The organism is Mesorhizobium sp. L48C026A00 (genome assembly GCF_000502375.1).
GTDB classification, from domain to species: Bacteria; Pseudomonadota; Alphaproteobacteria; order Rhizobiales; family Rhizobiaceae; genus Mesorhizobium; species Mesorhizobium muleiense.
On record NZ_AYWU01000009.1, the window covers coordinates 203603 to 222494 of the forward strand.

Below are 18892 nucleotides of genomic sequence, written 5' to 3' on the forward strand. Positions count from 1 at the left end.
GCTGCCGGTCTGCGTCAGTTCATGCGCCACCGAGGATTATTTCTTCTGGTTGGCGTCCTGCAGGATCATTTCCGATGCCTTCTCCGCGATCATGACCACTGGAGAGTTGGTGTTGCCGGAAACGATCGTCGGCATGATCGAAGCGTCGACGACGCGCAGGCCGGAAATGCCGTGCACCCGCAGCCGGCCGTCGACCACTGCCGTCGAGCCTGCGCCCATCTTGCAGGTGCCGACCGGGTGGAAAATCGTCGTGCCGATATCGCCGGCCTTGCGGACGAGATCTTCGTCGCTTTCATAATGTGCACCGGGCAGCATTTCCTCAGGCGCGAAACGGGCAATGGCGCGCGCCTTCATCAAGCGGCGGACGTGGCGGAGCGATGCTACAGCCACGGTCCTGTCCACCTCGGTAGACAAATAGTTCGGCCGGATCTTCGGAGCCGCCTGCGGATCGGACGCCTCCATGTGGACGGTGCCGCGGCTTTCCGGTCTGAGATTGCAGACCGAAACCGTGACCGCGGGGAAACGATGCAGCGGCTCGCCCAGCCGGTCAGTGCTCAACGGCTGGACATGGTATTCGAGATCGGGCGTCTCCAGGCGTGGGTCGCTTCTTGCGAAGATGCCAAGCTGGCTCGGCGCCATCGACAGCGGTCCGCTGCGACGGATAGCGTATTCGACGCCCATGGCCGCGCGGCTGAACAGATTGTGGTAGCGCTGGTTTAGCGTCGAGGCGTTGGCGACCTTGAAGACTGTGCGGATCTGCAAATGATCCTGCAGGTTCTCGCCGACGCCTTCCAGCGCGTGGCGAACCGGGATTCCTGCTGCGCCAAGCACGGCAGGTCGGCCGACGCCGGAAAGCTCGAGCAGCTTCGGCGAATTGATCGCGCCGGCGGCAAGGATCGTCTCGCCTGCCCGCGCTCGATGCAGCTGGCCGCCCATGCGGAAGACAACGCCGGTGACGCAAGCTCCGTCGAAATCCAGCGTCTCGGTCTCGGCGCCGGTGACGACGCGCAAATTCGGCCGTCGCAGCGCGCTGCGCAGGAACGCCTTCGAGGTATTCCAGCGCACGCCTTTCCTCTGGTTGACCTCGAAATAGCCCGACCCTTCGTTGGTCCCGCCGTTGAAGTCCTCGGTGCGGGGATGCCGAGTTCCTCGGCAGCATCGCGGAAGGCATCGAGGATCGGCCACGACAGGCGCTGGCGCTCGACGCGCCATTCGCCACCGGCGCCGTGAAGGTCGTTGGCGCCACCAAAATGGTCCTCGGACTTGCGGAAATACGGAAGCACGTCATCCCAGCCCCAACCGGGATTTCCGGCTTGCCGCCAGCCATCATAGTCGGCCGCCTGGCCGCGCATGTAGATCATGCCGTTGATCGACGAGCAGCCGCCCAGAAGCTTGCCGCGCGGATAGTTGAGTGCACGACCGTTCAGCCCGGCCTCCGGCTCGGTCTTCATCAGCCAATCGGTGCGCGGGTTGTCCATGCAATAGAGATAGCCGATGGGAATGTTGACCCAGTGGTAGCGGTCGCTGCCGCCGGCCTCCAGAAGCAGCACGCGCATGGCTGGATTGGCCGACAGTCTGTTGGCCAGCACGCAGCCGGCTGAACCCGCGCCGACGATGATAAAGTCGTAGTGTCCAAAATCGGCAGCGGTCTGTGTCAATTGGACGTCCGTTCGCTTGCCATCCTGTCCCATAGCGGGCCCATGGCCTGGTTGATCTCGCCATAGAGACGATAGCGCTGCTCATAGACCGGTGCGATCGCGCTATTGGGCTGGTAGCAGCGGTCGGGCGCGGTCATCGCGGCGGCGCCCGCAGAGAAGTCGGCAAACAGGCCGACGCCTGTCCCGGCTGCAATTGCAGCTCCCAGCGCACCTGTCTCGCGGCTGCGCGCCACGGTCACCGGCACGTCCAGCACATCTGCGAATATCTGCGGCCAGACGGCGCTGCGCGAGCCGCCGCCCGAAAGCACCGCCTGGCTGACAATGGCTCCCGCTCGACGCAGCGTCTCGACATGGCGCCGGTGCTCGAAGACGACGCCCTCGAACAGTGCGCGCAGCATATGCGCCCGCGTGTGCCAGCCGGCGATGCCGTAGAAACCGGCACGCGCCTTGCCGTTCTGCTGCGAGCCGTAAAGGAATGGGTGGTAGATCGGCATGTCTCCTGCGGGATCAACGGAAGCAACAAGCTCGCTGCAGATCTCGAATGGCGATGCGCCTGCCGGCGGCGCATGCTCGAAGAACTCACGCACGATCCACTCGAGATTTGCGGCCGAAGTGGCGCTCGATTCGATGGCGAGATAGCGCAGCGGATCGAACGTCGACAGCATGAAGATCGACGGATCGCGGATCGGCTTTTCGGTGATAACCTGGTTGATGCTCCAGGTGCCGGCAATGATCGAGGCGGCGCCGGTGCTGGTGACGCCCGAACCGATGGCGCTGGCGACGACGTCGAACAGGCCGGCCACCACAGGCGTGCCCGCAAGAAGGCCGGTGGCAGCGGCGACATCGCGCGTGACATGGCCGGCGATGGCGGAGGCTTCCAGCACATCCGGCAGCAGTTCCATGCAATCGTCGAGACCATAGGCGGCCAGCAACTCAGGCTCGTAGCGTCGATCAGGCATGTGCAAAAGCCCGCAGCCAGACATATCCGAGGTCTCGGTCGAGCGCGCGCCGGTGAGGCGGTTGACGATAAAATCCTTGCACAGGAAGACGGTGCCTATTTTGGCAAAAAGTGCCGGGTCATGGCGCTTGAGCCACGCCAGCAGAGTCGGCGTCTGCGCCGCCCAGGGCCGTTGCAGGCAGTGGATATAGGTCCGGTCGCCAACGCCTGCGGCCGCCCATTCGCTGACGATGCCGACGCCGCGCGTGTCGAGCGACTGGATGCCGAGCAACGGGGCGCCGCCGCGGTCCAGCGCGTAGAGCCCGTTGCCGTGGCCGGCGCAGCCGATCACCGCGATGTCGCGGGGGTCGATGCCCGACTGGTCGAGGCACTGGCGGATGACCTCGACGGCGTTGCGCCACAATTCGCCAAGGTCGCGCTCGACATGGCCGGGCTCTGGCATGCAGGAGCGGCCGTCGCGAGCGGCAAGTGCGAGTTCGCGACCGGCGGTGTCGAAGATGATGGCCTTGATGACGGTATTGCCCGCATCGAGACCAAGAATGTATCGCTGCATTGAAGCTCCTCCCAAGCTGCAAAGACTATTGTTGCTGGTAGAGCTCCCAGGCCGCCGCGCCATCGGCATTCTCATGGATGATCGCCATCAACCCTCTCACGACGGCGCGAGGGTTGGAATGCTGGTATATGTTGCGGCCATAGACCATGCCTGCCGCGCCTTGTGCCATCAGCGCCGCCGACTTGTCGAAGACTGTGCGCAAATCCTCCCTGCCCCCACCGCGCACAAGGACAGGACAGCGCGCCGCCGCCACGACCCGGTGGAAGTCGTTCGGATCGGTGGTCGGGTCCGCCTTGATGATGTCGGCGCCCATCTCGCTGGCGAGCCGGGTCAGGGTGACGATCTTTTCTGGGTCGCCGTCGACCATGTAGCCTCCGCGTTCTGAATTGGGCAGCATTGCCAGCGGCTCGATCATCAGCGGCAAGCCATATCTTTCACAGTCGGCGCGAACCCTGGCGATGTTGTGGACGCATTGCCGGAACAGGTCCGGCTCGTCGGGCAGCATGAACAGATTGACGACCACGCAGGCCGCGTCCATCTCCAGCGCGCCGATCAGCGGCTCGGCTTCGTTCTGCAGGATGGCCCACATCGAGCGATGGCGGGTTTTGTTGTATGGATTGCCCATGTCTATGCGCATGACCAATGCCGGCTTGTCCTTGCCGGGCAGGGACTGCAGCAGATCGGCCTGGCCATAATTCATCTGAATGGCGTCCGGCCCCGCGGCGACCAGCTGGCCGACGACGCCGGCCATATCCTCCAGCCCCTCCAGGAACGACGGCTCGTTGCATACGCCATGGTCGATTGCGACGTCGAGACAACGCGCCCCGCCGAACAGCCGGTTCATGCGGACTTTCTTGTTGATGCGCATTCGGCGCTCCTTCCTTGGTCTTTTTGCGATAGCTGGTCGAGATCGACGCCGTGCTGGCGCTGCAGCAGGGCGAGGAAATCGGTGCGCTCGAATGTCTTGCGCGCAGCGTCCCAGCTCTTTTCGACTGCGAGAATATCGAGAACCGCGTCGAGAAGGTCGCAAGAGAGAGCACCGGTGATGGCAATTGTCGTGCGGCGGAGCAGCAGGTCCTCCAACTGCTCGACATATTCATTGGCGATGAGATACTGAATCTCCCGGACCGAGTAGTCGCTGCCAGGCAAGAGCTCGTCCTGTCCCGCTGCCAAAAAGGCGGCGACGGCATCCGCCACGGTGCCGTAGCGCTCGAAGAGGCTGCGCATGCGGTCAAGCGACAGGCCATGCACCGCCGCGCGCTCTGCGCACCATTTTTCGGGGGCCATGGGAAAATGCCGGCCGCCGCCGATCGGCATGTTTTCGGTGCCGACGATGCGCTGTCGGCACAATCGCCCGAGCACGATATCCGCTGCCAGTTCGCCGAACGACCGGAAGGTTGTCCATTTCCCGCCGATCATGCACAGCGTCGGCGGCACTATACCGGCGCCCTCGATGAGCTCGCAGAAATGATCGCGGGGAATGCGCCCGGTAAAACTGTCCTGGCTTGTCGGTAGCGGCCTCACCCCGGTGAACTGAAAGACGATGTCGCAATCAGCGATCTCGATCCCGGGAAACACGAAGGACACGGACTGCCGGATGTATTGCCGCTCGTCGTCCTCGCAGCGCGCCTGGTCGGGATCGTCGGCACGGATATCCGTCGAGCCGACCAGCACATTGCCGAGATAGGGGAACAGAATGCAGATCCGGCCGTCCTCGTTCTCGTAATAGATCATGTGGCCGTCGAGGGCGTCGTGAAGCTCGCGATTATCGACGATCAGATGCGATCCTTTGGTGCCGCCCATAAACTTGGGCGCAACGGCTCCGATAGCCGAATTGGTCAGGTCGATCCAGCCGCCTGTGGCGTTGACGACGAGCCGCGGCTTCACGGCAACTGTTTCGCCAGACAGTCCGTCGTTAAGCGCAAGGCCCGCGTCACCGAGCAATACGCGTGCATAGTTGAGCGCTCGAGCGGATGGCTTTTCCTTCATGGTGTCGCGCAGCATCTCGGTACCCAGCCGCTCGGGGTGGCTGACCCAGGCGTCAAAATATGTCGCCGAATTGCGGACAGCAGGGTTTATTGCGGGCCAGACCTCGAGTGTTTCAGCGCGGCTCCTGAACTTGTGCGTCGGGACGATACGCCGTGCGGCGGTGAAGAAATCATACATCGCCAAGCCGGTCTTGATGACCAATGCGCCGCGCCGACCCGGACGACGGCTTAGCCCAAGGAAGCGGAACGCGCCATTTGCCATGCCTGAGAACAGGTCGAAGATAGGCACTGTGGTTGGCAGTGGCGCAACGTAATGCGGAGCGTTCTTCAATAGCCGATCGCGTTCGAGCAGAGATTCGCGAACCAGCTTGAACTCGCCGTTTTCAAGGTAGCGCAAGCCGCCATGAACCATGCGCGAGAGGGCTGCGCTGGCGCCACCACAATAATCACCCTTTTCGGCGAGCAGCACATCGACGCCCTGCAAAGCGAGTTCGCGAAACACACTGATGCCGTTGATGCCGCCGCCGATGACGAGGACGTCAACATCGGGGGTCTCGCGCAAGCCGGCGATCGTCTGGATGCGATTCATCTCAGGACGCGCTTTCGATCACGCGTCTATCGCGACGAGATGCCCGGCCACCGCCGCATCGATGGCCCCCAGTTCCGCCGCGCTCAATAAAATCTCCCCTGCCCTGGCGTTGTCGAGCGCCTGCATCGCGTTTCGCGCTCCACACAACGCGAAGGTGATGCCGGGCTGCGCCAGCGTCCAGGCGATGACGATCTGCGCCATGCTTGCCTGGTGGACCTCAGCGACCGGGGCCAGGGCATGTTTCAGCGCGGCCACCTTGCGCCGGTTGGCCTGAGAGAATCGAGGATTGTCCTTGCGCTGGTCGTCGCCGCTGAACTCACGCGCCGGATCGATGGCGCCCGAGAGCAGGCCGAGTGCAAGCGACGAATAACTGAGTGCTGCAATTTGATGCTGGCGCGCGATCGGCAGCAATGTCTGCTCGATGTCGCGATCCAGCATCGAATATCTTTCCTGGATCGCGTCGAGCTGGCCAGCGGCGACATACTGCTGCAGCTCGGCAGCATTGAGATTGCTTGCGCCGATGGCGCGGATCTTGCCAGCGGATTTGAGGCGTTCGAGCGCTTCCATTGTTTCGGCAATGGGTGTCGTCGGGTCCTGCCAGTGGGTGATGTAGAGATCGATATAGTCGGTGCCGAGCCGCCGCAGGCTCTGTTCCACTTCGTAAGCGATGCCGTCGGCGCCCAGATATCGGTTCACCGGCGTTCCATCCTGATCGAAGAAGTGGTTGCCCTTTTTCGAATGCCAGTTCAGGCCGCATTTGCTGGCGATGACCGCGCGGTTGCGCCGGCCCTTGATGGCCTTGCCGACGATCTCTTCGCTGCGGCCGAGGCCGTAAGCCGGCGCAGTGTCGATCAGCGAGACGCCGGCATCGATGGACGCCTGGATGGCGGCGATCGATTCTGCTTCATCCGTGCCACCCCACATCCAGCCGCCGATGGCCCAGGTGCCGAGTCCCACCGCCGAAGCGACAACGCCGGACTTGCCGATTGAGCGGTTGATTTGTCGAGAATTCATGCTGCATTTCCTTCGGCGAGCTCGAGGATCTTCAAGCCGGTGGTTTCGTCGGTGACGAGAGTATCGAGGTGAGAGCCGCGCATGGCACTGAGGATTGGGACCACCTTGCTGGCGCCGCTGGCGACCCCGATCGACTGCGGAATGGTCGCGAATTCCTCGAGCGTCAGCGAGACCAGCGAGCGGTTGAGGCTGTAGTCGGCGAGCTTGCCGTCGCCGTCTATGAGATGGGCGAGCAGCTCGCCCGCCGCCCCCGAGCGCTCGATGGCCAGCCGGTCGGCGCTCGAGGATGGGTGCAGATCGTAGTAGCTCGAATCGTCAGCCAGGATGGAGCCGATGCCGACCACCGCAAGCGTTGCTTCGCGCGCCTTGTTGAAGACGTCCGAAACCGCCCGGACGCCCATCAGCATGTCACGTTGGGCCGGGCTGTCGGCAAACAGCGGCGCGTGGATCTGATAGGCGCGGCCGCCGAGCTTGTCGGCCATCAGAGACGCGACATGATTGACGTCGGTGTAATGCTTGCCCTGGACCAGGCCGGTCGCGGGAACTACCTCGACGTCGTAGCCGCGGCTCGGCTTGAGGCCGGCGACGACGGCACTCACCCCCTTGCCCCCGGTGATGGAAATCGTGTCGCCGTCCTTGATCGTCTCGAGCACCAGCCTGGCTGCGGCCTCACCGACACGCTGAAGCGCAGTCTGCGGATTGTCCGAAACGGAGGGGACGACGACGGCCCTTTGGAGTCCACCGATCGCGACAAGTCGCGCCTCGATGTCGATCAGTTGCTCGACCGGCGACTTGATCTTGATCTCGACAAGCCCGAGTTGATGACCGCGTTTGATGAGGCGGTTGACGGTCGCATGCGAGATGCCGAGCTCCTTGGCGATTTCCGCCTGCGTCTTGGCTTCCATATAATGAAGCACAAGCGCCTGATACATCTGGCGGACGATCGTGACGTCGTCCCGCGAATTGGGTGGTGACATGATGGATGCTCAACTCTCGCGCTGCTGCTCAGGACTTCCTGCGGTGCAGGAAGTGGTCGATCGATACCGCCGCGAGCAGGATGCATCCCTTGATCATGTCCTGCCAATAGACGGAAACGTCGAGCAGGATCAGCGAGCTTGTGACGACCGAGAGCAGCGCCATGCCCAGTATGGCGCCGAAGATGGTGCCCGAGCCGCCATTGAGCGATGCTCCGCCAATCACCGCCGCGGCGATGATGTTGAGCTCCATGCCAGCGCCGAAGGTCGGGGTCGCAGCGCCAAAGCGTGACATATAGATGACGCCGGCAAAGCCCGCGAGGGTGGAGCAGAGAACCGTGACCCAGAATTTGACCTGCTTGGTCTTGATGCCTGAAAATTGGGCCGCCTTCTCGTTGCTGCCGGTATAAAAGACCTTGCGGAAGGCCGTGGCACGCCGAAGCAGAAAATCGAATATGGCCACGACCACAACAAAGATGACGATGACAAAAGGCACATTGCCGAAGCTGCCCTGGCCGATCGCCTTGAACCCGGGCGGCAGGGTGAACAGCGACAGCGGGGTTCCCTTGGTGATGACAAGGCAGAGACCGCGCACGATCACCATCGCCGCCAAGGATGTGATGAAGTGATTGAGCCCGATAACCGTCACGAAGAAGCCCATCACCGCGCCGATCAGCGCGCTGGCGCCTATGCCGATGAGGCTCGCGGTCCACGGGTCCAGACCCATCAGGAAGAGAGCGCCTGACACGACCATGGAGAAGCAGACCACCGACCCGACGGAAAGGTCGATGCCGCCGACAATGAGGAGTATCGTCATGCCGACCACGACGATGCCTTCAATGGAGAAGCTCATCAGCATGGCGCGGAAATTTCCCCAGGTCAGGAAATGCGGCGAAGCGAATGTCATGGCGATGCACAGCGCCAGCATGATTGCGATCAGCCCCGCCTCGCGCATTGACCCAAGACGCAGCCAGTTGCGCCCGGCAAGCCCGGGGGCGCTCGCCTTGATTTCAGCGTCCATGAGGGTTCCTCCGGTCTGTCTAAGCGACATTCTGAACCTGCCTTGCGTTTGATCGTTGCTGCCGGAGACCCGAAGCCAGCAGCATGATTGCCTCTTCGGTCAATTCGTCAGCCCCCAGTTCGCCGACGATGGCACCTTCGTGTATAACAAGCACCCGGTCGCTCAGTCCGATCAATTCCGGAAGCTCGGATGAAATCACGATGACGCCGACGCCCCGCTCGGCGAGATCGCGAAGCAGGCGATGAATTTCCACTTTGGCGCCGACATCGACCCCACGTGTTGGCTCGTCCAGAATGACCACCTTGGGGCCGACCGAAAGAAGCCTGGCGATGGCGACTTTCTGCTGGTTGCCACCGCTAAGCGTCGACACCTGTGTCTCGATGCCGCCCATGCGCACGCCGTGGCGCGCGACCAGGTCGGTGGCTTGCTTGGCCTCGGCGCGGCGATCGAGCAGCCCAAGCGGCGTGGTCAGCTTCCGAAGGTCGAGCGCGGAGATATTGGATGCAACCAACAGGTCGAGGAACAGGCCCGATGCCTTGCGGTCCTCCGAGAGGTAGACCAGGCCTGCGCGCACCGCATCGCTGTAGGTCCTGATGCTGACCGGCTCGCCATTGAGTTCGACCGATCCCGACACTTTCGGGCGCAGGCCGCAAACAGTCTGGACCATCTCGCTGCGACCGGCGCCAATCAACCCGCCGATGCCAAGAATTTCGCCTGCTCGAAGTGTGAAACTGACGCCAGCGGAACCCTGTCGATAGGAGAGATTTTCGACCGACAGCACAGGGCGGCCGCTACGCCGTTCAGGCGAGAGCTTTTCGGGATAGAGCTGCGTGATTTCGCGCCCGACCATCTTGCGCACGACATCATTGGGAGTGACCGAAGCGATAGAATCGGTCGCTACGTATCTGCCGTCACGAAACACCGTGACGCGGTCGCACAGGCTGAAGATCTCCGCCATGCGATGGCTGATGTAGATGATTGAAATTCCGCGCGCCTTGAGATCGCGGACGATTGCGAAAAGGCGCTGCGCCTCGGTCTCGGTCAGCGCGGCCGTCGGCTCGTCGAGCATCAGCATCCGGCATTCGAGCGTCAGCGCCTTGGCGATTTCTACAAGTTGCTGGTTGGAAATAGAAAGGTCGGCGACCGGCGTCTCGACCGGGATCGGCGCCAGCAGGTCCATTATCTTCTGCGCATCGGCGTAGAGCCGGCGAAAATTCATCAGCGGCGCGCGCCGATTGTTGACGGCCGCCATGAGGATATTCTCGGCCACCGTGGCATCCTCGCAGAGCGCGATTTCCTGATGGACGAGGCCTATGCCAAGCCGCTGCGCGGCGGATGGCGATGTGATGGTGACGTTCTTGCCTTCGAGACGAATGGCGCCTTCGTCGGGTTGCACAATGCCGGCGATGATATTCATCAGCGTGGACTTGCCCGCGCCGTTCTCGCCGCACAGCGCATGAATTTCGCCGCGCTGCAGCGTGAAATCGACCCCGGTCAGCGCTTTGATGGCGCCGAACGATTTCGAGATGTCGCGGATTTCAAGAATGGCGGCGGCAGTCACTCCGTCCCCCTTCAGCGTTGAAATTGATGATATGGCCCGGGTCGACGGGGCGCGAACGCGCCCCGTCCGGTCGAGCATTCCGAAGGAGTTCCGAGAGCGGCGGGCCTTATTCCTCGATGCCCTTGGTGCCGCGCCGCTTGAGGTAGGCGTCCCAATAGAAATCGTCGGCATTTTCCGCGGTGACGATGGAAAAGCCGTTGTCGACGAAGGGCACGCTCATGCCGTTGAAGCCCGACCGCCGGGCGTCGTTCATCGGATCGATCAGTTCAGGATGCTTGGCCAGCCACAGCAGCATGAACCCCATATAGCCCTGCATGCCCTGGTTCGGGTTGACTGAGCCAAAGATCTCGCCGGCCTTGATCATGTCGAGGATCTTGGCGTTGACGTCGGCCAGCATGACCCGGATCTTGCCGCCGCCTTCCTTGGCGGCCTGAGCGGCGCCGATTGCCGAGTTGGCTTCCGGCATGAACACCGCGCCCAGATCGGGATGCGCCTGAGCAAGGCTGAGCACGGCCTGATAGGCCTTCGTCGCATCCTGGTTCGACGCAGCGCGGCCGACGAGCTTCATATCCGGCCATTTGGCTTCCATGCGGGCGATGAACGCGGCAATGCGCTTGTCGTGATTGTCCTGTCCGGGGTTTTCGAGGACCGCGTATTCGCCCTTGCCGTCCATCGCCTTGGCGACTGCATCGGCAGCATAGGTGCCTTCGGCGACGTTGTCGGAGGTGATGTAGGATACTCGTTTGGAGTTGGGCGAGTCTGCGGCGAATGTGACTACCGCCGTTCCCTGCTCAATGGCCCGATTGATTGGCTCGATGAAGGGATCGGAGTTCATCGGATGGACCAGGATGCCAGCCGGCTTCTGAGCCAGCGCCTGGTCGAACGTCGCTATTTGCTTGTTCACGTCGTATTCGGGGGTCCCGGTATATTCGGTCTCGCAGCCGAACTGTTTTCCAGCCTGCTTGAACATCTCGTAGACCGGGAACCAATATTCGACGCCGGAAACCATGACGTTCATGACGTATTTTTCACCCGGCTCGCACTTGAACGGGTTAGCGGCCTGGGCAGCGGCGTGGCTTGCCCCCAACACTGTGGTGGCAGCTGCCGAAATGGCGAGCATGCTCAAAAATTTGCGCAAGAGTCCTCCCTCGGCCGAAGCCTGGTCAATTGGGCGGTCGGACACTTGCGTGCCGCCGCTTGTGGTTGATGAGGCCGAACCTCCTCCCGAGGCCCAGCGGTTGATCATTCGCAGCAGTTGGCTCGAGTGTCAATAAAATTCACGTACAGAAATATATTTCACGACTGCTCGGTGCACCCGCCCGGCCGAGACGACAAGCGCCGCCATCGCAGCGGCTGTCCTCGTTCACGAGGACCGGCGCCGAAGCCGTTAGGGTCGCCAATGTTGGTGAGTGAACAGCCAGGCAAGCTCAGGTCAGCGGTTTCAACTGACCTGGCGATGCTTTCCTGAATGACCTACGACCGTTGTAGGTCAAGGCAGGCAGGCATTGAATGTCAGGGACGAGCCTGCTTCCCCTCTCAGGGGACTTCAGATCGTCCAGCCTTAGACATGCACGGCAATCGAATTGCGCTCCACCAAGCGGGCCGCCAGGACACGGTGCTCGAAAGGTAAGGTGGCCTCCGCCAGCCTCTTCAAGAGAAGCTCCGCCGCCGCCGCTCCGATCAAATGGGCGGGTTGCGCGATGGCTGTGATACCCTGTGCCACGAACTGCATCCAGTCGAGATCGTCGAAGCAAAGCAGCGAAACGTCTCCTGGAATCGCAAGCTTCAGTGCGGAAGTCGCCTCCAGAACGCCTGTCGACATCACACCGTCGGCGGTGAATAGAGCGGACGGCGCATTGCGCATCGTCAGCAGATCGAGCGCCTCTTTGCGGGCCGCCTCGCTGGAATAGACCGTCACGCGGCGGATCAAGTGCAGATCCGGCTCGATTCCTGCGGCACGATGGGCTTCCAGATAACCCAACAGCCGTTGCCAGCTTGGATGGTGGTAGCGAACCTCGGCGCTGGAGAGGTCAGCGTTCGCCACAAACGAGCCGACATCATCGCGCTGGCCCGGACCTAGTTCGGCCAGTATGCCGATGCGGCTGTGTCCGGCCTCAATCATTGCAGCGATGCTGCTGCGCGTTACAGACACGTTGTCGACCACCACGGTATCGGTTTCCAGGCCTGCCACGATGCGGTCGAACTGCACCACCGGACAGCGAGCCGCGACCGCCTCACGAAGATGATCCGGCTGATCCGCGAAGGTCGACGAGACGATCAAACCGTCGACCTGTTTTTCCAGCAGCAGTTGCACTGCCTCTCGCTCGAGTTCGGCATTTTCGTCACTATTCGTAACGATAACCCCGAAGCCGCCACGGCGCGCAACATCCCCTATCCCACGCAAGACGCTCGCGTAGAATGGGCTTTCGATGTCGCCGACCACAACTCCGATAGTCTGCGTCTTACCGGTGATCAGACCTTTTGCCAGGCGATTGGGGCGATAGCCCAGCGCTGCTGCGGCGGCGCGCACTTTCTCCTGAACTTCGGGGCTGCTGTAACCGTAGTCGCCAAGCACACGCCCCGCCGTGGCGGAACTGACCCCGGCCCGGCGAGCAACCTCTATGATGGTTGCGTTTTTTGACGATCTTTGAACCACTCAGCAAGCTCCGCCGCCCATTCGTGCGTCGTAACGACGAGCTAGTGGCAGTTAGCCCCACCCCGCAAGCCCGAACACAACAGCACTCGCCGTTGCACACACTATTGCAAATCAGAGCACCTCAGACAGAAAGCGCTGAAGACGTGGGCTTTTCGGATTGTCGAAAAGGTCCTCTGGTCGCCCTGCCTCGACAATCCGCCCCTCGTCCATGAATACGACCTGGTTTGCAACCTTGCGAGCGAAGTTCATCTCATGCGTAACGACGACCATCGTCATCCCGCCCCGCCCGAGGTCGGCCATCAAATTCAGGACGCCCTTCACCAATTCCGGATCGAGGGCGCTGGTGACTTCGTCGAACAGCATAATTTCGGGTTCGAGGGCCAGGGCTCGCGCAATGGCCACTCGCTGCTGCTGTCCGCCCGAAAGATTTGCCGGCCGATGGTCTTTGCGCTCCAAGAGTCCGACTTCATGCAATCTCGCTGAGGCCGCGCGCTCAGCCTCCACGCGCGACATGCCTCTTACCTTGCGCAGCGCCAGGGTGATGTTGGCGAGCGCACTGCGGTCGGGGAACAAATTGAATTGCTGGAAAACCATGCCGACACGACGCCGGAGCTGGTCAGGGGTCTGGCTGTAGATGCTTTCGCCATCGAGGAGGATGTCTCCGGCCCGACATTCGACGAGGCGGTTGAGGCAACGCAGCAAGGTCGACTTGCCCGAGCCGGAGGGCCCGATCAGGCAGGTGACCGTCCCGGGCTCCACCTTCAGACTGACGTCATGGAGCACCTGGATGGCGCCGTAGGCCATGTCGATATTCTTGACCTCGATGCTGCCACCCTTGAAGCGTGCGGGCGCCTTGGCTGCGCCCGGTAAACCGGCGTCAGCCAGCTCGGCGACTTCCTTGAGGCCGCTCTGCACGGCGCTGATACGCTTGCCGACGCGCATGCGCGCGTCGATGTAGTTGACGAGGTGGGTTAGCGGTACCGTGATCACGAGATAGAACACGCCGGCCAGCAAGAGTGGTGACAAATTGCCGGTCAGCACGGCCTGGTCTTGGCCGACACGGAACAGTTCGCGTTCGGAGGCGAGCAGGCCAAGGAAATAGACCAGGCTGGAGTCTTTGACGTTGCCGATGAACTGGTTGACCAGTGCCGGCAGGACGCGGCGGATGCCTTGCGGGATCACCACCAGGCGCCTGCCTTGGCCATACGTCATTCCGAGAGTGCGGGTTGCGTCGATCTGACCACGCTCGACGCTCTGAATGCCGGCCCGGAAAATTTCTCCGATGTAGGCGCCGGCAATAAGGCTGAGTGCCAGAATGCCCAGCGGATAAGGCGATGGACCGAACAGATCGCGGCCCAACCGCGCGAAGCCCTGGCCAATGATCAGAATAGTCACAATGGCAGGAAGCCCACGGAAGATATCGGTGTAGACCCGCGCGAGGAGTTTCAGCGGCTGGTTCTCGGAGATCCCCATCACGGCGAGGACGATTCCGATCAGCGTCCCGAAAAACGTCGAGGCGACAGCCAGGATCAGGGTGTTCTTGAGGCCGACCGTCACCATGTTTGGCAGAACGTCTGCCATCGCCTGGAAATCAAGGAAGCTGCGGGCGAAGGTATCGAACCAGCTCATATCAAGTCCATCTATAACTTGGCCGGGCACCGTTGCTCACGGGCCCGGCCAGAAAACACAGCAAAGTCGCTCGAACTCACTTCTTGGGCAGATATTGATCCGGCATCGGGGTGCCCGCGAACCACTTTTCGTGCAGCCGCTTCCAGATGCCATCGTCCATTGCCTCGCGCAGCGCCTTGTTCAGTGCCTCGCGGAAGTTATCGTTGCCTTTCTTGACGACGAACCCGGCTGGCGCATCGAAGGACGGCACGTTCATTGTTATCTTCAGGTTCTTGTAGCGTTCTACATACTGCTTAGCCGACTCATAGTCGGTGAAATGGCCATCGATCGTCCCATTGTTCAGCGCCGCCACTGCGGTGTTGTTGTCGGGGAACTTGACGATGTCGCCCTTTAAATTCTTCTCGGCATAGATTTCCTGCAGCGTCCCCTGGATAACGCCGATGCGCTTTCCGGCGGTGCTCTCATTGCTTGTCAGAGCCGGATCGGCCGAAATGATCGACAGATAGCCGGCGATATATCCGTCGCTAAAATCCACGGTCTTCTTGCGCTCCGCGGTCGTGCCAATGGCAGCGACAGCGACGTCGAAGCGGCCGTTGGCGACGGATGGCAGCAGCGCCGAGAATTCCTGGCCGGTGAAAACAACCTGCTCCTCCTTGAACCCAAGCCGGCGCGCCACGTCGCGGAAGAGTTCAGCATCGAAGCCGGTGAAGTTTCCATTGGCGTCGGTGAAGACGTAGGGCTTCGCATCGCCCATCGTTCCGACGCTGATCGCCATCGGGTCGATGAGATTGTAGGGGTTGTCGCTCGCCTTTGCCTGCGTGGACCAGGCCAATGTGCCAAGTCCTGTCATCAACGCGACGGTCAGCGCCAGACCGCATTTCACCAGGTGGCGCCTGCTCGAATTTGTTTGCATGTCTTCTCCTCTTACGATCGGCCGAACCCGGCCTTGTGGTCCCACTCGACGTCTGATCCATCAAAAATGCTCTTGGGCGGCGTTTCGTTGAGTAGATGAGAACGTTATCACTTCTCTAGCATTGTCCGTTCCTCGCGTGAATTGTTTCGAGAATTTCGCAGCTAGACGGCTTTCCCGGGTGGAGCGTGCCGGGCCCCGCGGAGGATCTCGGGCGTCATGTTCCCAAGATCTATTGCTGACGCGTGGCCAATCGCGCCGTAGTACTGGCAGGTTGCAGCCGCCGCCTCTGCGGCATGGCGGAGAATGTCCTGAGGCGCCTCTTCGTTAAGCAGTCCGAGTAGCGTTCGGGCGATGAAGGTGTCGCCCGCGCCCAAGGTGTCGACGGGTTCGACCCGCCGCGCCGGAGTGTGGTAGGAGACAGAGTCTCTGTAAAGCACCGCGCCGGCTCGACCGCGAGTCACCAAAACCCACTTTGAACCACATGCAAGCAGCTCGGATACGATTGCGGCCAATTCCTTGTCGTCGAGACCATCCCCTGAGAGGGAAGCCAGATAGCAATAAGGTCCAATCTTTCGCCGATGCTCCGGTTCCCGTCGCGTAGAAAAGTCGTAAGATAATAGAGAGTTACCTGACACTGAGGCAATCCACGGGTCTAATCCGCTGGACTGGCCGATATGCACGGCCTGAAAGCCTGAGAGAAAATCCAGATCTTCATGCGTCGGCGTGAACATCGAAACACCGAGGTCGAAATCCAGGAAAATCCGATCGGCGTTGTGGTGACCTATGAGGCAGTAAGCGGTCGGCCCTTCGAGGCGCCGCAATCGGGTGATGTCAACGCGCTCCGACGCCAGTGCCGTGCAGATCAGGTCCCCGGCCCGGTCTTTTCCGATCGCTCCAACATAGGCCGACTGCCCGCCGAAGCGGCTCAGGTGGACTGCGACATTGAGGCAGTTTCCGCCAGGATACATCTCGCCGCGATCAAGGTAGCAATCGACCACGTTATCGCCCATCGCGGCAATCTTGACCATTGCAGGACTTTCAGCTTATAGGATGTGATAACGTTCGCACAATGACTGCTGCCTGTCAATTGCGCGCCGACCCAACTCTGTCAGCGAGACGAGGATACTCATGATTTCCGCCCTGCCTGCCGACGTAGAACGCGCTCTGAACGCCACCGCGGGCAGGCAGTTTTCGCACCTCTTTCTCGTGGCGTGCGGCGGCTCGCTTTCGATCATGATGGCAGGCAAATACTTCCTCGACCGCCACAATGGGACATTCGCCTGTGACAGCTACAACGCGGATGAATTCGTCTGCCGAGATCCGCGGCGGTTGGGACCTGACACGCTCGTTGTCCTTTGCTCGCAGACAGGAACCACCAAGGAGACAGTGCGGGCGGCCAATCATGCCAGGACGCGAGGCGCAACGACAATCGGCATGACGCTCGACCAGACGTCGCCCCTCGCGCGGGCGGTCGACCACCCGATTGCCTACCAGGCTTCGTACACGACGGGCAAAGCAATCGATGCAGCCTACAGCAATTACGGCGTGCTCTACATGCTGCTCGCCGGTTTGATCGATGCTCGGGAGGATGGCGGGCTAACCGACGACCTGCTGATCTCCCTGGGCCATCTTCAACCGGCCATCGAGCGCGCGCACCGGGCCTACGCAGACCGGTTCGAGGCGTTTGCCCCTCGCTTCGCACCTCGAGAGGCAATCTACACACTAGCCAGCGGTGCCAGCTACGGTGCGGCCTATTCCTACGCCATCTGCGTGCTCATGGAAATGCAGCGGTACGACTCGCAGGCAATACACGCGAACGAGTTCTTTCATGGCCCATTCGAAGTCGTGGATAAGGATGCTTGCTTCATTGTCTTGCTGGGTTTGGACGAGACACGGAGCCTTTCCGAACGCGCCCGCGATTTCCTTATCGAGTACGGCAGCCGGGAAAACATCCTGGTGCTCGATGGAGCCGAACTCGACCTCAGCGGTATGTCCGAACACATCAAACCCTATCTCGTGCCTTTGGTCTTCTTCGACACTCTATGGCGTTTTGCCTACAAGCTGGCCGGTTTGCGCGATCGGCCGATGCTCGAGGGCCGGCGCTACATGAAGAAGCTGTCGGACTACTAGTCCCGCCGCGCGTGTGGCGATCTCACACTCAGCCCATCTTCCGCGTAGAAGGATTTCTCTATGACTGCATCCCCTAAGCCGCGCCATGTCGTCGTTGTCGGCGCAGGCATCTTTGGCACCTCGACCGCGCTGCACCTCGCCCGCCTTGGCCTTGATGTGACCATTGTCAACGACGGCGCGCCGTCCAACGGCGCATCCGGCCGTTCACTTTCCTGGCTGAACTCAGCGCGACGCGCGGACACTGCCTATCACCGCTTGAGGCTTGCAGGCATCGATCGTTATCGGACCCTGGCTGCTACAAGGCCGGAAGCCGCATCGTGGCTTCGCTTTGACGGCGGCCTCACCTGGGATGCAGATGACGAGGCGAACCAGATCGCGTCGATGTGGCAGTTGGAGCAGGATATTGGTTATGACTCGCTTCTGCTCGATCCTGCCGAAGTTGGCGCAGTGACGCCCGGCATCGATGCCAGTGCGATCACCCCGCAGGGCTCCATCTTCAATCCTGGCGAAGGATGGGTTGACCTGCCCTCTTTGATCGATCTGCTGCTCAATGAATTCCGCTCCCGCGGCGGCAAGCTTGTTCAGGACGCAGGACGCGTGCGGATAGTTGCCACAGGCGGTCGCGCACGTGGCGTCGTCACTGCTGGCGGTACTCCGGTCGAGGCGGATGCAGTCGTCCTTGCCGTAGGGCCAGCGACGCCTTGCATGCTTGCGTTAGATCGGAGTCCATCTCCCCGACGCCACGCCGATTTCACTTCTCTTGAAGACCAAACCGATCAAGACCGACCTCCGTGCCGTGCTGAATACGCCGCGTGTTGCGGTGCGCCCGACGCCGGATGGCGCACTTGTTTTGGATTCGGCATGGTCGGAGGAAGAAGTCGTGGTCAACTCAGACGGCACCTACACCGTGCACGACAAAACCGTAAAGGGACTGCTCGACGAAGCTAGCGCCGTGCTCTTCGGCAATCCGCGGCTCCAACTCGCAACCTACGCCGTTGGCCCGAAGCCTATCCCCGGCGATGGCGAGCCGGTGCTTGGCTCCGTCGAGACCGTCTCCGATCTTCACGTCGTCTTTAGCCACAGCGGCGCCACGCTTGGACTGATCGTCGGCGAATTGCTGGCCAAAGAAATCGCCTCCGGCAATCCGCACCCTATGCTTGCAACCTTCCGCGCCAACCGTTTCGGCTAAAAGGGCAATCGCGGCCGAGATCGAACTGTCCAGATGAGCCGCGGTGGCATTGCCCAGAT

The 18892-nt window shown here is 61.5% G+C and carries 13 protein-coding genes and 2 pseudogenes; 2 read left to right on the forward strand and 13 right to left on the reverse strand.

Features of this window, described 5'->3' with window-relative positions:
- Positions 1–36: 36 nt before the first annotated feature.
- The 13 genes and pseudogenes from X738_RS59995 to X738_RS60055 form a co-directional block, all read right to left on the reverse strand.
- A pseudogene (locus X738_RS59995) lies at positions 37–1691 on the reverse strand (GMC family oxidoreductase).
- Positions 1655–3169: an FGGY-family carbohydrate kinase gene (locus X738_RS60000; protein ID WP_023799687.1), complete on the reverse strand. Its 1515-nt coding sequence runs from the start codon at positions 3167–3169 to the stop codon at positions 1655–1657. Before X738_RS60000 ends, X738_RS59995 begins: the two are co-directional and overlap by 37 nt.
- A gap of 25 nt (positions 3170–3194) precedes the next feature.
- A complete protein-coding gene (locus tag X738_RS60005; RefSeq protein ID WP_023799688.1) occupies positions 3195–4037 on the reverse strand; it encodes a class I fructose-bisphosphate aldolase in 843 nt (280 codons plus the stop codon).
- Positions 4010–5746 (reverse strand): glycerol-3-phosphate dehydrogenase/oxidase, encoded by a 1737-nt coding sequence (locus X738_RS60010; RefSeq protein WP_023799689.1) that lies wholly within the window; start codon positions 5744–5746, stop codon positions 4010–4012. The genes X738_RS60005 and X738_RS60010 overlap by 28 nt, the downstream gene beginning before the upstream one ends.
- A gap of 18 nt (positions 5747–5764) precedes the next feature.
- Positions 5765–6760 (reverse strand): aldo/keto reductase, encoded by a 996-nt coding sequence (locus X738_RS60015; RefSeq protein WP_023799690.1) that lies wholly within the window; start codon positions 6758–6760, stop codon positions 5765–5767.
- Positions 6757–7737: a sugar-binding transcriptional regulator gene (locus X738_RS60020; protein WP_023799691.1), complete on the reverse strand. Its 981-nt coding sequence runs from the start codon at positions 7735–7737 to the stop codon at positions 6757–6759. Before X738_RS60020 ends, X738_RS60015 begins: the two co-directional genes overlap by 4 nt.
- A 28-nt stretch (positions 7738–7765) precedes the next feature.
- Positions 7766–8755: an ABC transporter permease gene (locus tag X738_RS60025; protein ID WP_023799692.1), complete on the reverse strand. Its 990-nt coding sequence runs from the start codon at positions 8753–8755 to the stop codon at positions 7766–7768.
- Between the two features lie 19 nt (positions 8756–8774).
- Positions 8775–10316 carry a sugar ABC transporter ATP-binding protein gene (locus tag X738_RS60030; protein WP_023799693.1) on the reverse strand — a complete coding sequence of 514 codons (1542 nt, stop codon included), beginning with the start codon at positions 10314–10316 and terminating at the stop codon, positions 8775–8777.
- Positions 10317–10422: 106 nt separating this feature from the next.
- A complete protein-coding gene (locus X738_RS60035) occupies positions 10423–11454 on the reverse strand; it encodes a substrate-binding domain-containing protein (protein ID WP_027156384.1) in 1032 nt (343 codons plus the stop codon).
- Positions 11455–11877: 423 nt separating this feature from the next.
- A complete protein-coding gene (locus tag X738_RS60040) occupies positions 11878–12972 on the reverse strand; it encodes a LacI family DNA-binding transcriptional regulator (protein WP_031255144.1) in 1095 nt (364 codons plus the stop codon).
- Between the two features lie 111 nt (positions 12973–13083).
- The gene (locus tag X738_RS88380; RefSeq protein ID WP_023799697.1) at positions 13084–14601 is read right to left on the reverse strand and encodes an amino acid ABC transporter permease/ATP-binding protein; all 1518 of its coding nucleotides are present in this window, start codon (positions 14599–14601) and stop codon (positions 13084–13086) included.
- Between the two features lie 76 nt (positions 14602–14677).
- Positions 14678–15514, reverse strand: a complete 837-nt coding sequence (locus X738_RS60050; protein WP_023799698.1) for an ABC transporter substrate-binding protein — start codon at positions 15512–15514, stop codon at positions 14678–14680.
- A 161-nt stretch (positions 15515–15675) separates the two neighbouring features.
- A complete protein-coding gene (locus X738_RS60055; protein ID WP_023799699.1) occupies positions 15676–16542 on the reverse strand; it encodes a PfkB family carbohydrate kinase in 867 nt (288 codons plus the stop codon).
- A gap of 100 nt (positions 16543–16642) precedes the next feature.
- Between X738_RS60055 and X738_RS60060 the strand changes: the two genes are divergently transcribed.
- Together X738_RS60060 and X738_RS60065 are read left to right on the forward strand one after the other, a co-directional pair.
- Positions 16643–17644, forward strand: a complete 1002-nt coding sequence (locus X738_RS60060; RefSeq protein WP_023799700.1) for an SIS domain-containing protein — start codon at positions 16643–16645, stop codon at positions 17642–17644.
- Between the two features lie 60 nt (positions 17645–17704).
- A pseudogene (locus tag X738_RS60065) lies at positions 17705–18833 on the forward strand (NAD(P)/FAD-dependent oxidoreductase).
- Positions 18834–18892: the final 59 nt, after the last annotated feature.